At 60.1% G+C, this 19,767-nt stretch carries 17 protein-coding genes and 1 other RNA gene; all 18 read right to left on the minus strand.

All coding sequences use genetic code 11. The annotated features are described in order from the left end of the window. Positions 1-37 precede the first annotated feature (37 nt). On the minus strand, positions 38-943 hold the full coding sequence (locus G5253_RS11440; protein ID WP_005355107.1) for a M23 family metallopeptidase: 906 nt from the start codon (positions 941-943) through the stop codon (positions 38-40). A 140-nt stretch (positions 944-1,083) separates the two neighbouring features. Further along, positions 1,084-2,007, minus strand: coding sequence for a UDP-3-O-acyl-N-acetylglucosamine deacetylase (gene lpxC, locus G5253_RS11445; protein ID WP_005336146.1), 924 nt, complete (start codon positions 2,005-2,007; stop codon positions 1,084-1,086). Between the two features lie 99 nt (positions 2,008-2,106). After that, complete coding sequence (ftsZ, locus tag G5253_RS11450; protein WP_005336147.1) at positions 2,107-3,258, minus strand: cell division protein FtsZ; 1,152 nt, start codon at positions 3,256-3,258, stop codon at positions 2,107-2,109. Between the two features lie 39 nt (positions 3,259-3,297). Beyond that, the gene (gene ftsA / locus G5253_RS11455; protein ID WP_005336148.1) at positions 3,298-4,557 is read right to left on the minus strand and encodes a cell division protein FtsA; all 1,260 of its coding nucleotides are present in this window, start codon (positions 4,555-4,557) and stop codon (positions 3,298-3,300) included. Continuing rightward, on the minus strand, positions 4,538-5,290 hold the full coding sequence (locus G5253_RS11460) for a cell division protein FtsQ/DivIB (RefSeq protein WP_005336149.1): 753 nt from the start codon (positions 5,288-5,290) through the stop codon (positions 4,538-4,540). The genes ftsA and G5253_RS11460 overlap by 20 nt, the downstream gene beginning before the upstream one ends. A gap of 97 nt (positions 5,291-5,387) precedes the next feature. Continuing rightward, entirely contained in the window at positions 5,388-6,842 is a 1,455-nt protein-coding gene (murC, locus tag G5253_RS11465; RefSeq protein WP_266134904.1) for a UDP-N-acetylmuramate--L-alanine ligase, read from the minus strand. Between the two features lie 111 nt (positions 6,843-6,953). Next, positions 6,954-8,036, minus strand: coding sequence for an undecaprenyldiphospho-muramoylpentapeptide beta-N-acetylglucosaminyltransferase (gene murG / locus G5253_RS11470; protein ID WP_236280266.1), 1,083 nt, complete (start codon positions 8,034-8,036; stop codon positions 6,954-6,956). Continuing rightward, entirely contained in the window at positions 8,036-9,217 is a 1,182-nt protein-coding gene (gene ftsW / locus G5253_RS11475; RefSeq protein ID WP_005336154.1) for a cell division protein FtsW, read from the minus strand. The genes murG and ftsW overlap by 1 nt, the downstream gene beginning before the upstream one ends. Beyond that, on the minus strand, positions 9,214-10,497 hold the full coding sequence (gene murD / locus G5253_RS11480) for a UDP-N-acetylmuramoyl-L-alanine--D-glutamate ligase (RefSeq protein ID WP_266134905.1): 1,284 nt from the start codon (positions 10,495-10,497) through the stop codon (positions 9,214-9,216). The genes ftsW and murD overlap by 4 nt, the downstream gene beginning before the upstream one ends. A 4-nt stretch (positions 10,498-10,501) precedes the next feature. Beyond that, the gene (gene mraY, locus G5253_RS11485; RefSeq protein WP_266134906.1) at positions 10,502-11,584 is read right to left on the minus strand and encodes a phospho-N-acetylmuramoyl-pentapeptide-transferase; all 1,083 of its coding nucleotides are present in this window, start codon (positions 11,582-11,584) and stop codon (positions 10,502-10,504) included. Beyond that, positions 11,578-12,933, minus strand: a complete 1,356-nt coding sequence (locus G5253_RS11490; RefSeq protein ID WP_266134907.1) for a UDP-N-acetylmuramoyl-tripeptide--D-alanyl-D-alanine ligase — start codon at positions 12,931-12,933, stop codon at positions 11,578-11,580. Before G5253_RS11490 ends, mraY begins: the two co-directional genes overlap by 7 nt. Then, positions 12,930-14,462: a UDP-N-acetylmuramoyl-L-alanyl-D-glutamate--2,6-diaminopimelate ligase gene (gene murE / locus G5253_RS11495; protein WP_266134908.1), complete on the minus strand. Its 1,533-nt coding sequence runs from the start codon at positions 14,460-14,462 to the stop codon at positions 12,930-12,932. Before murE ends, G5253_RS11490 begins: the two co-directional genes overlap by 4 nt. Next, positions 14,395-16,149, minus strand: a complete 1,755-nt coding sequence (locus tag G5253_RS11500; protein ID WP_005336163.1) for a peptidoglycan glycosyltransferase FtsI — start codon at positions 16,147-16,149, stop codon at positions 14,395-14,397. The genes murE and G5253_RS11500 overlap by 68 nt, the downstream gene beginning before the upstream one ends. Beyond that, a complete protein-coding gene (gene ftsL, locus G5253_RS11505; protein WP_005336166.1) occupies positions 16,146-16,460 on the minus strand; it encodes a cell division protein FtsL in 315 nt (104 codons plus the stop codon). Before ftsL ends, G5253_RS11500 begins: the two co-directional genes overlap by 4 nt. 3 nt (positions 16,461-16,463) lie before the next feature. Then, positions 16,464-17,402: a 16S rRNA (cytosine(1402)-N(4))-methyltransferase RsmH gene (rsmH, locus tag G5253_RS11510; RefSeq protein ID WP_005336168.1), complete on the minus strand. Its 939-nt coding sequence runs from the start codon at positions 17,400-17,402 to the stop codon at positions 16,464-16,466. After that, positions 17,403-17,861 (minus strand): division/cell wall cluster transcriptional repressor MraZ, encoded by a 459-nt coding sequence (mraZ, locus tag G5253_RS11515; RefSeq protein ID WP_033115394.1) that lies wholly within the window; start codon positions 17,859-17,861, stop codon positions 17,403-17,405. It abuts the gene before it with no gap. A gap of 442 nt (positions 17,862-18,303) precedes the next feature. Continuing rightward, an RNA gene (rnpB, locus tag G5253_RS11520) (RNase P RNA component class A) lies at positions 18,304-18,690 on the minus strand. A gap of 157 nt (positions 18,691-18,847) precedes the next feature. After that, on the minus strand, positions 18,848-19,681 hold the full coding sequence (rsmI, locus tag G5253_RS11525) for a 16S rRNA (cytidine(1402)-2'-O)-methyltransferase (RefSeq protein WP_266134909.1): 834 nt from the start codon (positions 19,679-19,681) through the stop codon (positions 18,848-18,850). Positions 19,682-19,767 lie beyond the last annotated feature (86 nt).

The following is a 19,767-nucleotide window of genomic DNA, read 5'->3' on the forward strand; positions in this document are numbered from 1 at the left end:
TAAAAGCGTTCCGTCACTGGAACCTGAAGAAAAAAACCTAACCCCGTCTGGCACTGAGAAAGCGTGCGGGGTTGACCTGACGACCATCTTTCAACACTTCGTAATGCAGATGGACCCCGGTCGCGCGACCGGTGCGTCCCATCAAGGCAATCTTCTGACCCTGATCAACCAGGGTGCCCACCTCGACCAGCAACTTGGAGTTGTGGGCATAGCGGGTGACCAGGCCATTGCCGTGATTAATCTCCACCATATTGCCAAATTCCGGATGACGGCCCGCCCAGCTGACAATGCCGGGCCCGGTGGCCAGAATCGGGGTTCCGGGTTTGCCACGGAAATCGACCCCTTTGTGCATCTTGGCACGCCCATTGAACGGATCGACCCGTCCACCAAACCCGGACGAGACCCAAACTCGCTCCTGTTTGACTGGCGTGCCGGAAATAAAACCGGCATCGGTGATATGGTGATTCATGATGAAAGATTCAAGTACCGACAGCTGCTCTTCGCGGCTGCTGAGCTGCTGGCTGAGGTGTTTCATCGAGGCTTGCAGCTCGTTGAGGCTCACTTCCAGCTCTTCATCGTAAGAGGGGCCGCCCATGGGGGGCAGCTCTTTGAAATTGAACTCGTCGGGATCGAGATCGGCCTGCTCGGTCAATCGTTCGCCGAGGGCATTGAGACGGCCAAGCTGGCCTTGCATAGTGCCCACCTGAGCAGCCAGCATTGCCAACTGTTCACGGGCTTCGTCGCCACTCTGGTCGACGGACTGTTGCTCGGCAACGGCAAGCGCCACTTCCAGCGCCTCCATTTTCTGGTGCCAGCTCTGCCAGAGCCAACCACCACCAAGGGCCAACAGGGAGAAGAGAATACCGCCGACCCAGGCCAGACGTTGTTTGGGCAGGTGCAACTTGCGTCGTTGCTTGCCGTGGAGGATCAGGGTAATGCTCATAGAAATCAGTCTGCTCGGTCAGGTGCGGCCAGGAGCCTGCACGGGAAATAAAACCGGGAGATAATCGGTATTAAAGGATGGAGTAAACAAATGACGGAACGTCGGTGCGGAGAGAGGACCGACGTTCCGTTGCACAGCTATCAGGCCAGAACCAGACCGTTATCGTAGTAAGCGATAGGCGCTTTGTCGCCCTCACCCTCGAAGGTCACCAGTTCCCAAGCCTCCTGCTCGGCCAGCAAGGCACGCAGCAGCTTGTTGTTCAGGGCATGCCCGGTCTTGTAGGCACGGAACTCACCGATGATGCTGCGGTTACACATATAGAGGTCACCGATCGCGTCCAGCATCTTGTGCTTGACGAACTCGTCCTCATAACGCAAACCGTCTTCGTTCAGCACCCGATAGTCGTCCAGTACCACGGCGTTTTCCAAGCTTCCGCCCAGCGCCAGGTTCTGGGAACGCAGGTACTCGATATCGCGCATGAACCCGAAGGTACGGGCACGGCTGATCTCTTTCACGAAGGAGGCACCGGAGAAATCCAGTACGCAACGCTGATTGCGCCCTTCAAAGACCGGATGCTGGAAATCGATCTCAAGATCCATCTTGAAGCCGTTGCGATAGGGGTGGAATTCCGCCCACTTGTCGCCGTCTTCAACCCGGATGCTCTTCTTGATCCGCACAAACTGCTTGGCAGCATTCTGCTCACGGATCCCGACTTCCTGCAGCAGGTAGATAAAGGGATGCGCACTACCGTCCATTACCGGGATCTCGGGTGCGTCAACCTCAACGTAGAGGTTGTCGATCCCCATCCCGGCCAGCGCGGCAGAGAGGTGCTCAATGGTAGAGACACGGACACCGGCTTCGTTGACCAGAGCGGTACAGAGCACGGTATCGCGCACCTGATCGGCATTGGCTGGCAGCTCCACCACAGGATTCAGGTCGGTACGCAAGTAAACGATCCCTGTGTTCACAGGCGCCGGACGGAACGTCATGGTGACTTTCCGGCCCGAATGCAGGCCGACACCAGTCGCCTGTACACTCGTTTTCAAGGTTCTTTGTCTAATCATGGGTGTACCCTAAACAGCTTAAAATCCGGACCAGATGGTCGTTGGCAGGCCATCTTAGCACATTCCTTGAACAACAAACAAACGAGAGCCATAAGAGGCTTAGTCAGCTTGCTTGCGCAGGAACGCCGGAATATCCAGGTAATCCGGTTCACGACGGGCTTGCGGCTCGGCGTTGACCACCTTGGCCGGGGCTTCGTCCATCACGCGGCCTTGCATCATGTCGCTAACCAGCGGCTGACGCACCGGGCGCTCTTGCACCTGGCTGCTCTTGACCAAAGTGATGTCCGGCTTGCGCTCGGCACCGATACCGGTAGCAACCACGGTCACACGCAGCTCGTCGTGCATTTCCGGATCGATTACGGTACCCACAACTACAGTGGCGTTCTCGGAAGCGAAGGCCTTGACCGCGTTACCCACGGTTTCGAACTCTTCGATGGTCATGTCCATACCGGCGGTGATGTTGACCAGGATGCCACGGGCACCAGCCAGATCCACGTCTTCCAGCAGCGGGCTGGAGATGGCTTTCTCGGCCGCTTCTTCGGCACGGTCATCACCAGAGGCGGAACCGGTACCCATCATGGCGGTACCCATTTCACGCATCACGGTACGCACGTCCGCGAAGTCGACGTTGATCAAGCCCGGACGGGTGATCAGCTCGGCAATGCCCTGTACCGCGCCAAGCAGTACATCGTTGGCCGCCTTGAAGGCATCCAGCAGGGAGATACCGCGACCCAGCACCTTCAGCAACTTGTCGTTGGGGATGGTGATCAGGGAGTCGACGTTTTTGGAGAGCTCTTCGATACCGTGGGCGGCGAAGCCCATCCGCTTCTTCCCTTCAAAGGAGAACGGCTTGGTGACCACGGCAACGGTCAGGATGCCCATCTCGCGCGCCACTTCGGCCACGATCGGCGCAGCACCGGTACCGGTACCACCACCCATACCGGCGGCGATGAACACCATGTCGGAACCGGTCAGCAGCTCACGCAGTGCTTCGCGATCTTCCATGGCCGCATCACGACCCACTTCCGGATTGGCGCCGGCACCCAGACCCTTGGTGATGCCACCGCCGATCTGCAGAGTGGTGTTGGCACTGGAGTTGCGCAGTGCCTGAGCGTCGGTGTTGACGGTAATAAACTCAACACCCTCAATATTTTGACGAACCATGTGCTCGACAGCGTTGCCGCCGCCGCCACCTACACCGATCACTTTAATGACGGCTTCGTCAGTGTGGCTATCCATAAATTCAAACATGTTGTCTCTCCGCTTTATTTGCCTGACTCAGCAAAATTCTTAGAACTCGCCACGCAGCCAGTTGCTAACCCGTTTGACCAGGCCACCGACGCTTGCCTTGGCGGCATATTCTTTGTTGCTACCTGTGGCTTGATGGGTGCGGCCATATTGCAGCAACCCGACCGCGGTCGAGTACACCGGTGCCTGCACGTAATCACTCAAACCACGTATGTTCATGGGCTCTCCCACCCGGACCTGGCTCTGGAAGATCTGCTCTGCACACTCCACAATGCCTTCAATCTGGGCAGCGCCGCCGGTCAAGACCACACCGGCTGCCAGCTGATGCTTGACCCCCTGCGCTTTCAACTCGCTTTGTACCCGCACCAGCTCATCATTCACCATGGAGAGCAACTCGGTGTAACGGGGCTCAATCACTTCAGCCAGTGTCTGCCGTTGCAGGCTGCGCGCCGGGCGACCGCCGACACTGGGTACTTCAATATTGTCTTCCTTGCTGACCAGACGACCGAGGGCGCAACCGTAGCGCACCTTAATCGCTTCCGCGTCGAGCGGCGGCGTGCCGAAGGCGTAGGCGATGTCGCTGGTCACAGTGCTGCCAGCGTACGGGATCACCTTGGTGTGGCGCAGGGCACCGCCGGTAAACAGCGACATGTCCATGGTGCCGCCACCGATGTCCACCACGCAGACACCCAGCTCTTTCTCGTCTTCGGTCAATACGGCATAGCTGGAGGCCAGCGCGGAGAAGATCAGTTGATCCACACGCAAACCGACCTTCTCCACACATTTCTCAATGTTGCGGGCCATGTCGTTATGGCAGGTGATCAGGTGAACCTTGGCTGCCATCCGCACACCGGAGAGGCCAACCGGATTCTTGATCCCTTCCTGATAATCGATGGCAAACTCCTGAGGCAGTACATGCAGCACGCGCAGCTCGTCGGAGAGGCGAACCGACTTGGCGGTGTGGATCACGTTGTCCACATCCTCCTGGGTCACCTCTTCATCGGAGATGGGCACCATACCGGTCTCGTTGCGGCAGTCGATATGCTTGCCGGACAACCCCAGATAGACCGAGCTGATCTGGCAATCTGCCATCATCTCGGCCTCTTCCACCGCGCGGCGCAGTGACTTGACCACGGAGTCGAGGTCATTGACCCCGCCCTTCTCCATTCCGCGAGAAGCGTGACTGCCCATACCGATGACGTTCAGTTCACCGTCCGGCAATACTTCCCCGACCAGAACCGCCACCTTGGTTGTGCCGATATCCAGTCCGACAATCAAATTCCTATCTGCGGTGTTGGTCATGCACTTTCTCTTCGCTCTTCTTCCAGCCAACTGCCATTCCGGTGTCGTATCGAAGATCCACGTAGGCGACTTGCGCACGGGGTTCGATAACCGGGAAGGCATCGATAAACCGCTGCAGCCGGAGCGCAATGTCATTGCGTCCCAGGAACAGCTTGATATTGCCATCCAGGGTCAGTTCCCAGGCATGGCGGGGGGTCAGATTCACCCCCAGCAACTTGTATCCCTTGGCAGCCAGTTGCGACTCGTACTGCCGACTCTCTTTCAACACCCGGGCGGCCTGGTCATCCGGCCCTGACAGCTGCAACAGCGGCGTCTTGACCCGATCCGGGGCACTGAATACCTTGCCCTTGGTGTTGACGAAGCGGTTGCCATTCCAGCGCGCCGCCACATCTTGTTCCGTGAGGTAGATCTTGATCTTGTTCGGCCACTTCTTGCGTACCGAGACCGAGGCCACCCATGGCAAGGCATTGAGCCTTGCCTGCAATTCGTTGACGTCCAATTCGAAGAAGTTGCGCAGCTCGGCGCCATCCAGCACGGCCATCCGCAGCTCTTCGGTTTGCAAATACTGGTGTTGCCCCTGCAGCAACAGCTCGCTCATGGGCAACCGGTTGGCATCTGTCAGCCAACCTTTAACATCCAGCGCCGTCCGGTAGCAGCCCCATATCACCAGCAGGAAAAATGCTACCCCTGCGATGAAGCCACCCTTGGTGCGCCCCTGTGCCCTTGCCTCCACCCGATCGATCCCCGTGTAACGCGCTAAACCGGCCTTTGACAGACCGGTTCGCCATTATATAGGCCCCGGCTTGGCGGTCAAAATACTCATTGGGCCCTCAGGCGCCAGATTTCATGCTATCTATGCTCAATTTCATCTCTCCGAGACGACGGGCCAGCGCCCCGACGTTCCCGGCACCTTGAGTCAGCACCAAATCCCCCTCGCCGATCAGGTCGGCCAGCACGGCTGGCACGTCATCCGGTGTAGCGACGAAGATGGGTTCCAGGTTGCCGCGCGAGCGAATGGAGCGGCACAGTGCCCGTCCATCAGCGCCCGGGATCGGCTCCTCACCGGCAGCATAAACCTCCAGCATCACCAGCACGTCTACCTTGGAGAGCACATCGGCGAAGTCCTCGTAGAGGTCGCGGGTGCGGGTATAACGGTGTGGCTGGAACACCATCACCAGACGCTTCTCGGGCCAACCGGCACGGGCGGCGTTGATGGTGACCTTCACTTCGCTCGGGTGGTGACCGTAATCGTCCACCAGCATCGCCTTGCCCCGACCGGTTTCAAACTCGCCATACTGCTGGAAGCGACGACCGACCCCTTCAAATTTGGCCAGTGCAGAGATGATGGCCTCATCGCTGACACCGTCCTCTGTCGCGACAGCTATCGCCGCTGCGGCGTTCAATGCGTTGTGAATACCCGGCAAATTGAGGGTCACCTGCAGCTCACCGGCCTCTTTGCGGCGAACACGGAAGCAGCTGTGGTTGGTGGTCTGGACAAAATCCAGCACCTGCACGTCGGCATCATCAGAGAGACCATAGGTCAGGGTCGGACGGGCAATCTCGGGCAACATGCCACGGATCACCGGATCATCGATGCAGACCACCGCCAGTCCGTAGAAGGGCAGGTTGTGCAGAAACTCGATAAAGGTGGCCTTCAGCTTGGAGAAGTCACCGCCGTAGGTATCCATGTGATCCGCTTCGATGTTGGTCACGATAGAGACCATCGGCTGCAGATGCAGGAAAGAGGCGTCGCTCTCATCCGCCTCGGCAATCAGGTAGCGGCTGCTGCCCAGGCGGGCATTGGTGCCGGCACTGTTGAGCAGACCACCGATGACGAAGGTCGGATCGCGATCGGCTTCGGCATAGATGCTCGCCACCAAACTGGTGGTGGTGGTCTTGCCGTGGGTACCGGCGATGGCGATACCGTGGCGGAAACGCATCAGCTCGGCCAGCATCTCGGCGCGGCGCACCACCGGGATCCGCAGTTCACGGGCAGCCAGCAGCTCCGGGTTGTCCTGCTTGATGGCAGTAGAGACCACCACCACGCTGGCACCCTCAACGTGTTCGGCACGGTGGCCGACGAAGATGTGCGCGCCCAGTCCGGCCAACCGCTCGGTCACGGCGTTGCGAGCCAGATCAGAACCCGTTACCTGATACCCTTCGTTGGCAAGCACTTCGGCGATCCCGCCCATACCGGCACCACCGATGCCGATAAAGTGGATACGACGCACGCGACGCATTTCGGGGATCACAGTACGCAGTTTTGCCAGTTCAACCTTGGTCATAATCGTCTCTTTAGTCTGCCGCAGGCCATGTGCCGTCAAAGCGCGGCTGCACGGCGGCATCAATACATACAGGTACAAGGCTGCACGGTGTCACCGCTGCAACCTTGCTCATCAATCTTTACCACGCTGCCCGGTTGCGAGCTGTTTGCACTCATCTGCAACCCGCTCGGCCGCATCGATGATGGCGACGCGGCGAGCCGCTTTCGCCATGTTAAACAGGGTCTCCCTGCGACCAGCCAGCCAGGTCAGACGCGCCGCCAGCGATGCGGTATTCAGCTCGGACTGGGGCAGAAACTCGGCGGCACCGCCGTCGACCAGGGTCAGGGCGTTACGGGTCTGGTGATCATCCACCGCATGGGGCAGCGGCACGAAAATGGCGGCCACACCGGCGGCAGCCACTTCGGAAACAGTCAGCGCACCGGCACGGCAGACCACCAGATCGGCCCAGGCGTAGGCGCTGGCCATATCCTTGATAAATTCGCTCACCTCGGCATTGATGCCGTGCTGGGCATAGGCAGCAGAGACAGCCTCGGCATTGCCCTTGCCACACTGGTGACGCACTTCAATGGGCACGCCGGATGCCGCCACCGCAGCAGGTACCTGCTCGTTGAGCACCCGCGCCCCCAGGCTGCCACCCACGATCAGCAGATGCAGTGGTTCATCCCCGCTGCGCAGTTGCGGATCCGGCAGGGCAACCACTTCGGGACGTACCGGATTGCCCACCACGGCGGTGCGACGGCTCGGCGCGAAGGCACCCGGAAATGCCATCAGCACCCGCCTGGCGATACGGGCCAGCAACTTGTTAGTCATGCCGGCAGCAGCATTCTGCTCATGGAGCAGCAACGGGATGCCGGAGAACCAGGCCGCCACGCCACCCGGGCCGGAAGCAAAACCGCCCATGCCGAGCACCACATCAGGGCGAACGGTCTTGAGCACCTGACGCGCCTGCAGGATCGATTTGACGATGCGATAGGGTGCCACCAGCAGTCGCTTGATGCCGTTGCCACGCACCCCCTGAATATCGATGAAGGAGATGGGATAACCGTGGGCGGGCACCAGCTCCGCCTCCATCCGGTCGGCAGTGCCGAGCCAGTGGACAGTCCAGCCCTGGGCCTTCAGGCGATCGGCCACAGCCAGACCGGGGAACACATGCCCACCGGTACCACCTGCCATCACCAACAGAGTCTTGCTCACTAAACCTCCCGCACGCGCGCCTGGGCTGTCGCCTGACGCAACTCAAAATCGATTCGAATCAACATGCTCACCGCCACCGACATGATGATGAGACTGGAACCACCGTAACTGACCAGCGGCAGGGTCAAGCCCTTGGTCGGCATCATACCGCTGGCCGCGCCAACGTTGACGAAGGTCTGGAAGCTGAACCAGATGCCGATACCGATGGCCAGATAACCGTCATAGAGCCGCTCGGCCACCAGCGCGCGATGCCCCAGCTTGAGCGCCTTGACCGCCAGCGCAAAAATCAGGAACAGGGCGCCCAGCACCCCGACGTAACCCAGCTCTTCACCGAGGATCGCAAACACGAAGTCGGTGTGCGCTTCCGGCAAGTACTCCATCTTCTGGATGGAGTTGCCAAGCCCTTCGCCAAACCAGCTGCCACGACCAAACGCCATCAGCGACTGGGTCAACTGGTAGCCGCTGCCGAACGGATCGGCCCAGGGATCCATAAAGGAGGTCACCCGCCGCATCCGGTAGGGCTCGACGATGATCAGCATCACCACCGAACCGAGGCCCGCGCCGATCAGGGTCAAAAACTGTCCCAATCGGGCACCGGCCAGAAACAGCATGCCGAACGAGGTCACGAACATCACCACGGTGGAACCCAGGTCCGGCTGCAACAGCAGCAAGACCGCCAGCACCCCAAACACCGCCAGCGGTTTCAGGAAGCCGATCCAGGCTTCGCGCACTTCGCTCTGGCGCCGCACCAGATAGCCGGCCAGATAGACAAACAACGCCAGCTTGCCAAACTCGGCAGGCTGCAGGTTGAAGGGACCGAGCGGCAACCAGCGCACCGCACCGTTGACGTTCCGCCCCACCAGCAGCACCAGCACCAGCATCAAGATCGCCAGCAGCAACATGGGGCCGTTGTGCTGTTGCCAACGCGCCATCGGCACCTGCAACACAAACCAGGAGATACCGAGCGCCATCACCAGAAACAGGGCGTGACGCTTCACAAACATGAAGGGGTCATCCCCCAGCGCAATCCCCTCGGGAATCGACGCCGAGGCCACGATGACCACCCCGACCGCCATCAGGGAGAGCGCCAGCAGTACCAGCTGCCGATCGTAGAGACCGGCAGGACGCGCCGGTAACAACCAGCGCTGGAACAAACCTGCTGCTGCGCGAAGGGCGTTCATAGTGCCAGCACCATCTCGGTGAAGCGATCGCCGCGCACCTCGAACGACTTGAACTGATCGAGGCTGGCACAGGCTGGCGCCAGCAGCACCCAGTCACCGGGCTTGGCATCGGCCGCTGCTTTGGCAACTGCAGCGGCCAAGTCGGCCACCCGTTCGGTCTGCTCTCCCAGTGCCAGCAGCACCTCGGCATCCTGACCAAAGCAGTACATGTGATCGATCTGGTTGCCCAGCAGCGCCTGGATCGGGCCAAAATCCTGCCCCTTGCCCTGACCACCGGCCAGCAACAGCAGGCGCCCCTTGACCGACTCGCGCACACCGGCAACGGCAGCCAACGTGGCTCCCACGTTGGTGGCTTTGGAGTCGTTGATCCAGCGCACCCCATTTACCTCGCGCACGAAGCGGGCACGATGGGGCAAGCCCTCGAAACGACGCAGCACGGTGAGTTGCGCAGCACGGGGAATGCCGACCGCATCGCACAACGCCATGGCGGCCAGCGCGTTGGCCTGATTGTGGGCACCGACGATCTTCATCTCGTCCACTGCCAGCAGTGGTTCACCGTGCAGGGTCAACCAGTAGCGACCATCCAGCAGGCAGCGGCCATAGCCATTGCAGTCGAGACCAAAGCTCTGCCACACCTGACCCACATCGGGCAGGGTCTGGGCATCGTCGCGATTGACCAGAATGTGTTTGGAGTGCTGATGGATCTCCATCTTGGCGGCGCGATAGTCGGCCATGCCCTGATAGCGATCCATGTGATCTTCTGAGAGGTTCAGCACCACGGAGGCGGCAGCACGCAAACTGTGAGTAGTTTCCAACTGGAAGCTGGAGAGCTCCAGCACGCAGAGATCCATCGGCTGCTTGAGCAGCTCCAGTGCAGGCGTGCCGATATTGCCACCCACGCCGACATTGAGGCCGGCTTCGGCAATCATCTCACCCACCAGGGTCGTGACAGTGCTCTTGCCATTGGAACCTGTGATGGCGATGACCGGTGTCTCGGTCTCGCGAACGAACAACTCGATATCGCCGACGATCTGCACACCACACTCGGCCGCCGCTTTCAGTTCGGGGGTCGCCAGCGCGATACCCGGGCTCGCGACGATCATGTGCGCCTGCTTGAGCAGCGCCTCGTCGAGACCGTGGATCAGCTCCACCTCCGGCGGCAGCTGATCCTTGCCGGGCGGGTTGGCACGGGTATCCATCACCAGTGGCGTCACGCCACGGCCGAGGAAGTAATCGACACAGGAGAGCCCGGTTTTGCCCAATCCGATGATGATGACCATGGCCTTACCTCACCTTCAGGGTGGCAAGACCCAGCAGCACCAGCACGAGGGTGATGATCCAGAAGCGCACGATGACGCGCGGCTCCGGCCAGCCCTTCTTCTCGTAGTGGTGATGGATCGGCGCCATGCGGAAGATCCGCACGCCGCGCAGCTTGTATGAACCCACCTGCAGGATCACCGAGACGGTCTCCATCACGAAGACGCCGCCCATGATCACCAACAGGAACTCCTGACGGACCAGCACGGCGATGGTGCCAAGCGCGCCGCCCAGCGCCAGGGAACCGACGTCCCCCATAAAGACCTGGGCCGGATAGGTGTTGAACCAGAGGAAACCAAGACCCGCCCCGACGATGGCAGTACAGACGATCACCAGCTCGGAGGTATAAGGCACGTAGGGAATGTGCAGGTAGTTGGCAAAGTTGACGTTACCGGTAGCCCAGGCGATCAGGGCAAAGCCCCCCGCCACCATCACAGTCGGCATGATGGCCAGGCCATCGAGACCGTCGGTCAGGTTGACCGCGTTGGAGGTGCCGACGATGACAAAGTAGGTCAGCACGATAAACATCAGGCCAAGCTGCGGCATCACATCCTTGAAGAAAGGCACCACCAGCTGGGTCTGCCCCTCATGGGTTGCGGTCGCATAGAGGAACACCGCCACCGCCAGCGCTACCGCGGATTGCCAGAAATACTTCCAGCGTGCGATCAGGCCGTCGGTGTTCTTGCGCACCACCTTGAGGTAGTCGTCGGCAAAGCCGATGGCACCGTAGGCTCCCAGCACAAACAGCACCAGCCAGACATAGGGGTTGTCGAGGCGACACCAGAGCAACACGGAAGTGAAAATGGCGGCAATGATCATCAGCCCCCCCATGGTCGGGGTACCCCGCTTGCTGAGGTGAGACTCGGGCCCATCGTTGCGGATCACCTGACCGAACTTCAGGATCTGCAGGCGACGAATGAGGCGAGGCCCCATCCAGAGCGCGACACCCAGACCGGTAATAATCGACAGGATGGCGCGAAACGTCAGGTAGGAGAAGACGTTGAAGAAGGTGAAGTGCGGGGTGAGCAGTTCAGCCAGCCAGACTAGCATGTGGCTGACTCCTGATGGCCTTTGACCATCTCGACGATATCTTCCATGCGGGAGCCACGGGCGCCCTTGACCAGAATCGAAATTTCCTGATGTGTATTTATCATTTGCGCAAGCACTTCAAACAACGACGCCTTGTTATCGAAATGTCGGCCCACCGCGGCATCTGCGGTGTGGCGACTCTCTTCCCCCACTGTCAGCACGGCATCCAGAGCGCACTCGCGGGCATGACGGCCAACCCGAGCGTGTTGCTCGGCAGACTCCTCACCCAGTTCCCGCATATCACCGAACACCAGCACCTTGAAGCCACTCATGGCGGTCAGGGCATCGATGCCCGCCAGCACGGACTCCACGCTGGCATTGTAGGTATCATCCACCAGAGTCAGACCGCCCCAGCGCTGCACGCAGAAGCGCCCCTTGACCGGCGCCATCTGTTCCAGCCCCGCCTTGACGGAGCCGAGGGATGCGCCGAGGGCCAGGCAGCCCGCGGCAGCAGCCAGTGCGTTGGCCACGTTGTGGCGACCCGGGATCGCCAGAGTCAGGCTCAGCTCGCCCTGCGGGGTCACCATCACGAACTCGGCGCAGCCTTGCTCGTTGAGCACAAGGTTGCGCGCGTGGAACGGCTGGCTCTGATCGTCGATGGAGAAGGCGCACTGAATGCCGCGTTCCCGCCACTTCGGCCAGAATTCGTTGTCGGCGTTGACGATGGCCGTGCCGCCCTCGCTCAGCCCCTCAAATATTTCGCTCTTGGCGTGGAACACCCCTTCCAGCGAGCCGAAGCCCTCCAGATGGGCCGCCGCCACGTTGTTGATGATGGCGGCATCGGGTTTGGCCAGCGAGGTAGTCCAGGCGATCTCGCCCGGATGGTTGGCACCCAGCTCCATCACCGCAAACTTGTGCTGCGGCTCGAGGCGCAGCAGGGTGAGCGGCACGCCCACTTCGTTGTTGAAGTTGCCAGCGGTGGCCAGCACTTCCCCTTCGTTGCGCAGGATGGCGGTTGCCATCTCCTTCACCGTGGTCTTGCCGCAGCTGCCGGTAATGGCCAGCACTTTCGGGTTGATGCGCTCGCGCACCAGTTTGCCGAGGCGGCCCAGCCCCTTCAGACTGTCGGTCACCACCAGCTGGGGGATGGCCAGCGGCAGCTCACGCTCGACCAGCAGGGCAGAGGCCCCTGCCTGAACGGCCTGCTCGCAAAAATCGTGGGCATCGAAGCGCTCGCCGCGCAGGGCAACGAACAGGGCACCCGCGCCCAGAGTGCGGGTGTCGGTACTGACGACGCTGATCTCGCCGTCGTCACCAATCAGACGGGCATCGAGTACCTGAGCCAGCTCGGCAAGCCTGAGGGTCATCATTTGAATGACTCCAATAATGTGTGCAAGGCGGCCGCAACGGTTTCCCGGTCGCTGTAGTGCCGCTTGTCGGTTCCAATGATCTGATAATCCTCGTGACCCTTACCGGCCACCAGGATGATGTCCTGTTTGCTCGCCTGACCGATGGCCAGCGCAATCGCCTTGACCCGGTCGTGCTCCACCTGCACCGCAGCAGGATCGCGAAGACCCGCCACCATGTCGGCCATGATCCGGGCCGGCTCCTCGGTACGGGGATTGTCGTCGGTCAGGATCACGCGATCCGCATACTGCTCGGCCATGGCGGCCATCATGGGGCGCTTGCCGCGATCGCGGTCGCCACCACAGCCGACCAGACACCAGAGCTGGCCTGTGCAGTGCACCCGCAGGGCCTGCAATGCCTTCTCCAGCGCATCCGGGGTGTGGGCGTAATCGACCACCGCCAGCGGCGTATCGCCACCGCCAAAGCACTCCATGCGACCGGTCACCGGCTGCAACTGAGGCGCTGTCGCCAGCAGTTCGTTGAAGTCGTAACCGAGCACCAGCATCACGCCCATCGCGGCCAGCACATTGCTGACGTTGAAGCGCCCGAGCAAGGGGGCGGATAATACACCATTCCCCCAGCTGGAGTTAATCTGCGCGCGAAAACCTTGCTGGTGAAAATCAAGCTGCTGCGCCGTTAATTGACGGCCCAAATGGTGTTCAATCGGGCCATTAACGCTGAACGCCACCGCTGCCGGGTATTTTTCGAGCCATGTGGCACCCAACTCGTCATCGCGGTTGATCACCGCATTCGACTCATCGACCAGTTGCAGCAACTGCTCTTTGGCCGCGCCATAGGCTGCCATGGTGCCGTGATAGTCGAGGTGATCCCGGCTCAGGTTGGTGAAAACGGCGGCGGCAAACGGCAGTGCGGCGACGCGGTGCTGCACCAGACCGTGGCTGGAGACCTCCATCGCCACCAGGTCCGCCCCCTGCGCTTGCAGCGCAGCCAGATTGGCTTGCACCTGCACGGCGCTGCCGGTGGTATTTTCCGCTTCGATCAGATTGCCGAACAGGCCGTTGCCGATGGTGCCCATCACACCCGCCTTGCCACCCAGCAGGGTGCGCCAGTTGGCGACCAGCAGTGCCGTAGTGCTCTTGCCGTTGGTACCGGTGATCCCGACCAGATCCAATTTTTGGGCTGGCTGATCGTAGAAATAGCCCGCAAGAGCAGAGAGGTGAGCGGGCAGATCCCGCATCCCGATACAGGGAACCGGAGTCGATGGTGGGATAAATTCACCATCCTCCTCAAACACAACAGCGGTCGCTCCCTGAGCCACCGCCTGTTCGATAAACCGTCTGCCATCCACCTGATGACCACGAATGGCCACGAAGAGCGAGCCGGGGCCAACCCGCCGACTATCCAGCTGGATATCGGTCAGGGTGAGCGCCGGCGCCTGGATACCGAAGGGGCGCAGTAATGCATCAAGTGCGCGGGACAAGAGAAGCCTCCGTACGGGCAAGTTTGGTGGGCACCGCTGGCGGCACCGCATCGGGACGAATATTGAAGAGCTGCAGCACCCCGCCCATGGCCTCTGCAAACGGTGGGGTCGCCACGGCGCCGCCATAATAGGCGCTGCCTTTTGGCTCGTTGATCACCACCACCATGACGAAACGGGGATCACTGGCGGGTGCGAAACCGGCAAACCAGGCCATGTAATCCTTGCCATAGCCACCGGCGACGGCGACCTTGGCGGTACCACTCTTGCCACCAACCCGATAGCCCGGGATCTTGGCTTTTGGAATGGCGTTGTCGACCACATACTCCAGCGCCTGCAACATGGCAGCGGCGTTGTTGTGGTCGATCACCTGCTCACCCTTGGGCGGTGTAGTCACCTTGACGATGGAGAGCGGCACCCGTTTGCCCTTGTTGGCCAGGGTGGCGTAGGCGGAAGCCAGCTGCAGCGGGGTGACTCGCAGACCATAACCAAACGAGAGGGTCGCCCGCTCGATATCGGACCAGCGACGACGCTGGGGCAACATGCCGCTGCTCTCGCCCATCAGCCCGCTGCCGGTATCCATCCCAAAACCGAACATGCTGAGGGTGTTAATCATCTCTTGCGCCGGCATCCGCAGCGCGATGCGCGACATACCGATGTTGGAGGAGTAACGCAGGATATCGTAGAGGTTGGTCGCCTTGTGGATACTGACGTCCTTGATCTGCTTGGCACCGATAAAGAGCGGCCCACCGGGAATGAAATCTTTCCAGCTGGTGACCCCTGCCTGCAAGGCACTGAGCAAAATCAATGGCTTGACGGTCGAACCCGGCTCGTAGGTATCGGTCACCACCCGGTTGCGTACCCGGAAGCTCTGATACTGGCCGCGGTTGTTCGGGTTATAGGAGGGGGTGTTGACCATGGCGAGTACTTCACCGGTCTTGATATCCAGCATCACCATGGAGCCGGAGGTCGCCTTGTTCTCGTCGGTTGCCCGCTTGAGGGCACGGTAGGCCAGAGCCTGCACCCGCTGATCGATACTGAGCTGCAGATCGTTGGCGTTCTTGCCCTCTTTGACGATGCCAAGGCGTTCGATGACGCGACCTTGACGATCCTTGCGCACCCGCATTTCGCCGGGTGTCGCCGTCAACCACTCGTTGTAGCTGCGCTCAATCCCTTCAATACCGCTGCCATCGATGTTGGTCACCCCCACCAGATGGGCGCTGATCTCGCCGGTCGGATAGAAGCGGCGCGCTTCGGGGCGCAGGTAGACGCCCCCCAGCTTGAGCCCCTTGATATATTCCGCCACCGCAGGAGTAACCTGACGCTGCAGATAGACGAAGCGCTTGCTGGGGTTGGCGATGCGGTGTTTGAGGGTATTGATGTCGAGCTTGAGCACGGCGGAGAGCGCCAGCCAGGCGCGCTCATTATTGATGGCCCCGGATTCATGCACCGTCTTGGGATCGGCCCAAACCGCCTCGACCGGTACCGAAACCGCCAGCTGCTCGCCGTTGCGATCGGTGATCATGCCGCGCACCGCCTGGGTAGAGGTGGTACGCAGGGAGCGCATGTCACCCTCCTGACGCAGACGATCCGGATTGATCACCTGGATCCAGGCCAGACGCAGGATCAGACCCACAAACGCGATGCCGATAAACACCGCAAGCGTGCGAAAGCGCCACGGATAGATCGATGGCGCTTTGACATTCGCTTTGGCAGCTTTGGCTGTAGCCTTGCGTTTCATGGTTGGGTAATTACCTTCTCGGTGGTCACCAGCGGACGACCCATCTGCAACTTGTCCATCGCCAGACTCGCCACCCGGGAGTGTTCAGCCAGGGTGCCCTGCTCCAGCAGCAGGTGGCGCCATTCGATATTGAGGCGATCCTCTTCCGCCATCAGATCGTTCTGCTTGGCCGTCAGACCACGGGTCATGTTGGTCACCAGGATCACGGCAAACGCGGTCACCAGCACGGCGACCGACAGAAAAATCTGCAGCTTGTGCCGCCAGAGATCGGCAACGATCTCCTTGGCCAGATGAACACGCACTTCGCTCATCGCTTACTCCGCCAGCCGTTCGGCAACCCGCAGCACCGAGCTGCGTGACCGGCTGTTTTCAGATACTTCATGATCAGAAGGCTTGAGTGCCTTGCCGACCGACTTCAATTTGCGACCGCCTGCCAGCTGGGCCTCGGTCAAGGGAATGCCGTAAGGCACTTCCGGTCCCTTCTCGTGCTTGCGGATGAAATGCTTCACCAAGCGGTCTTCCAGCGAATGGAAGCTGATAACCGACAGACGGCCATGTGGTGCCAGCACTTCCAGTGCACCGTTGAGCGCGGTTTCGATCTCGTCCAGCTCGCTGTTGATATAGATGCGAATGGCCTGGAAACTGCGGGTTGCCGCATGCTTGCCCTTCTCCTTGCTCGGATTGACCCGGGCAATCATCTCCGCCAGTTGACGCGTACGCACATAAGGCTCGGTCACGCGGTCGTGCACGATGGCACGGGCGATCTTCTTGGCAAACCGCTCCTCACCGAAGGTCTTCAACACCCAGGCGATGTCATCCACATCGGCCTTGGCCAGCCACTCGGCAGCGCTCTGGCCGGAGGTGGGGTCCATCCGCATATCGAGCGGACCATCTTTCATAAAGCTGAAACCGCGCTCGGCATCATCCAACTGGGGTGAAGAGACCCCCAGATCCAGCAGGAAGCCATCCACCTTGCCCAGCAAACCGCGCTCATCCAGATAGGAGGCGATGCCGGAGAAGGGGCCGTGCACGATTTCGAAACGGGGATCCTGGATCTTGGCCGCTTCGGCGATAGCCTGGGGATCGCGGTCGATGGCGATCAGGCGGCCATTGGGGCCAAGGTGCTGCAGGATCAGACGAGAATGACCACCACGGCCAAAAGTACCGTCGACGTAGACACCATCCGGCTTGATGGCCAGACCTTCAACGGCTTCGTGCAGCAGCACTGTGATGTGTTCAGCGGCTTGGGTCATTTATAAAGAGAAATCCTGTAGTCGTGGTGAGCTTGCCCAATCGTCCCCGGGCAGACCCAAGATGTCGTCATTGACCTGTTGTTGCCAGCGGGCTTCATCCCACAACTCAAACTTGTTGAGCTGGCCCACCAGCATGATTTTCTTGTCCAGCCCCGCATGATTGCGCAGTGGCTGACTGAGCAGCAGACGGCCATTGCCATCCAGCTCGCACTCGGTTGCATGTCCCAGCAGCAGTCGCTGCAAACGGCGCTCTGCGGGATTCATGCTGGAAAGCGTCTTTAGCTTGCGCTCGACCTCTTCCCATTCATTCAGGGGATAAAGCAGCAGACAGGGATGGGCAATATCGATGGTGCAGACCAGCTGGCCGTCGCTTTCATCGCGCAGCCAATCACGGAATTTGGTCGGAATTGCCAGCCGCCCTTTACTGTCCAGGCTGATGGCATGAGCGCCACGCAACAAATTGCAGTCCCTGAAGGTGAGTGAGCAGGCAGATTGCCCCTCTAAAAACCACTTTGATCCACTTTTCCCCACCTTGAAGTTTAAGGACGTGCAGGGGGCTTTTCAAGCAAGGAGATGAGGCAGAGGGAACATATTGACGCAGCAATTGCATGCTGCGGATTGAGTGGGTTGATTTTCCACAAGTTATTTGGCGTTAAACTCTGGTGATTAATTGAAATAAGTGAATGAACTGAGAACACACACAATATGTGGGTGCGAACAACCATCCTGGGTTCTATCACCATCTATCGCTGCCATCGTGCCAAATACAAAACTATTCGATTGATTTAAAACATATATTTTCATGCAAAATGACAAGGTCGAAAATATCTTGCCAACGAAGCCATATTTTCTCATGCATAAAAAAGAGCCCCGCGATAAATCGCGGGGCTCTTCGGAATGAGGTCGGAGTCGGCCTGTAAGCCGGGTTCTGTACCGGGTTGCCCCGGGTAGCAATCATTCCTCTAGGCCAGTAATCGCTCGCTGGCTCAAGCAACCTACCCGCCCCCAACGCGGGCCGCGCCAATAGGGGCCTATTTGGTCTTGCTTCGGGTGGAGTTTACCGTGCCACGAACTGTTGCCAGTCGCGCGGTGCGCTCTTACCGCACCCTTTCACCCTTACCTGATCCCTTGCGGGCCATCGGCGGTCTGCTCTCTGTTGCACTGGTCGTAGGCTCACGCCCCCCAGGCGTTACCTGGCACCCTGCCCTGTGAAGCCCGGACTTTCCTCCCCTCCGCCCGTCTGTCCCGAGGGACACAACGACGAAGCAGCGATTGCCCAGCCAACTCCGAGGCGCGGATTATAGCCTTGCGATACGCACGGGGTAAACCGGCAATTCCCGTTTACAGCCATTTATCGCGCTTTGGCCCCCGTTTACATGCTGAATGCTCGCCGGTTCGGGGGATTGTACAGGTCAAAAAGCAGTCTGCCTGCCTATTTCATCGGCTCAATAGTGCTCGAGACCGTATTTGTAGAGGGCATTCTTCTTCACGCCGTGGATCTCGGCGGTCAGGGCAGCCGCTTTTTTCAGTGGCAGCTCGGTTACCAGCAGACCCAGAGTACGGATCGCCTCGGCTGGCAGATCCTCTTCATCTTTGGAGGCACCACTCACGACCAGCACGATCTCGCCGCGGCAGCGGTTCTCATCCTCACCAAGCCAGGCCAGCATTTCAGAGGCTGGCAGACCGTGGATCGACTCGAAGGTCTTGGTCAGCTCGCGGCACACCACCACCTGACGCTCGCCGAGAATGCGAGCAATCGCTTCCACTGTATCCTGCACACGACGCGGGGATTCGTAAAACACCAGCGAGCGGGTGTCTTCGATAACGGCTTGCAGACGATCATCGCGACCCTTGCTCTTGGCGGGCAGGAAGCCTTCAAAGGCAAAGCGATCGGTGGGCAGACCGGCCGCACTTAGCGCGGTGATGGCAGCACAGGGACCGGGCAGCGGCACCACCTTTACCCCGGCTTCACGACAGCGGGTGACCAAGTGATAACCGGGGTCGCTGATGAGCGGGGTGCCGGCATCGGAGACCAGCGCAACACTCTTGCCCTCTTTGAGCCGGCCGATCAGCACATCGGCTTTCTGCTGCTCGTTGTGATCGTGCAGGGCGAAGGTCGGCACCGAGATTTGGTAGTGGCTGAGCAGGATACCGGTATGACGGGTATCTTCGGCGGCCACCAGATCGACACTGCGTAAAATGTCCAATGCACGCTGGGTGATGTCCGCCAGATTGCCGATCGGAGTGGGGACTATATACAGGGTTGGGATGTCACTCATGGGATCTCCGAGTGCCCCGACAATTGTGTCGCCATATTGGCCCGTTTACACTATGGGGAACTTCAACACTGGTCGGGGAATGAACT

The organism is Aeromonas sp. 602658, assembly GCF_049173005.1.
Lineage (GTDB): Bacteria > Pseudomonadota > Gammaproteobacteria > Enterobacterales > Aeromonadaceae > Aeromonas > Aeromonas veronii_A.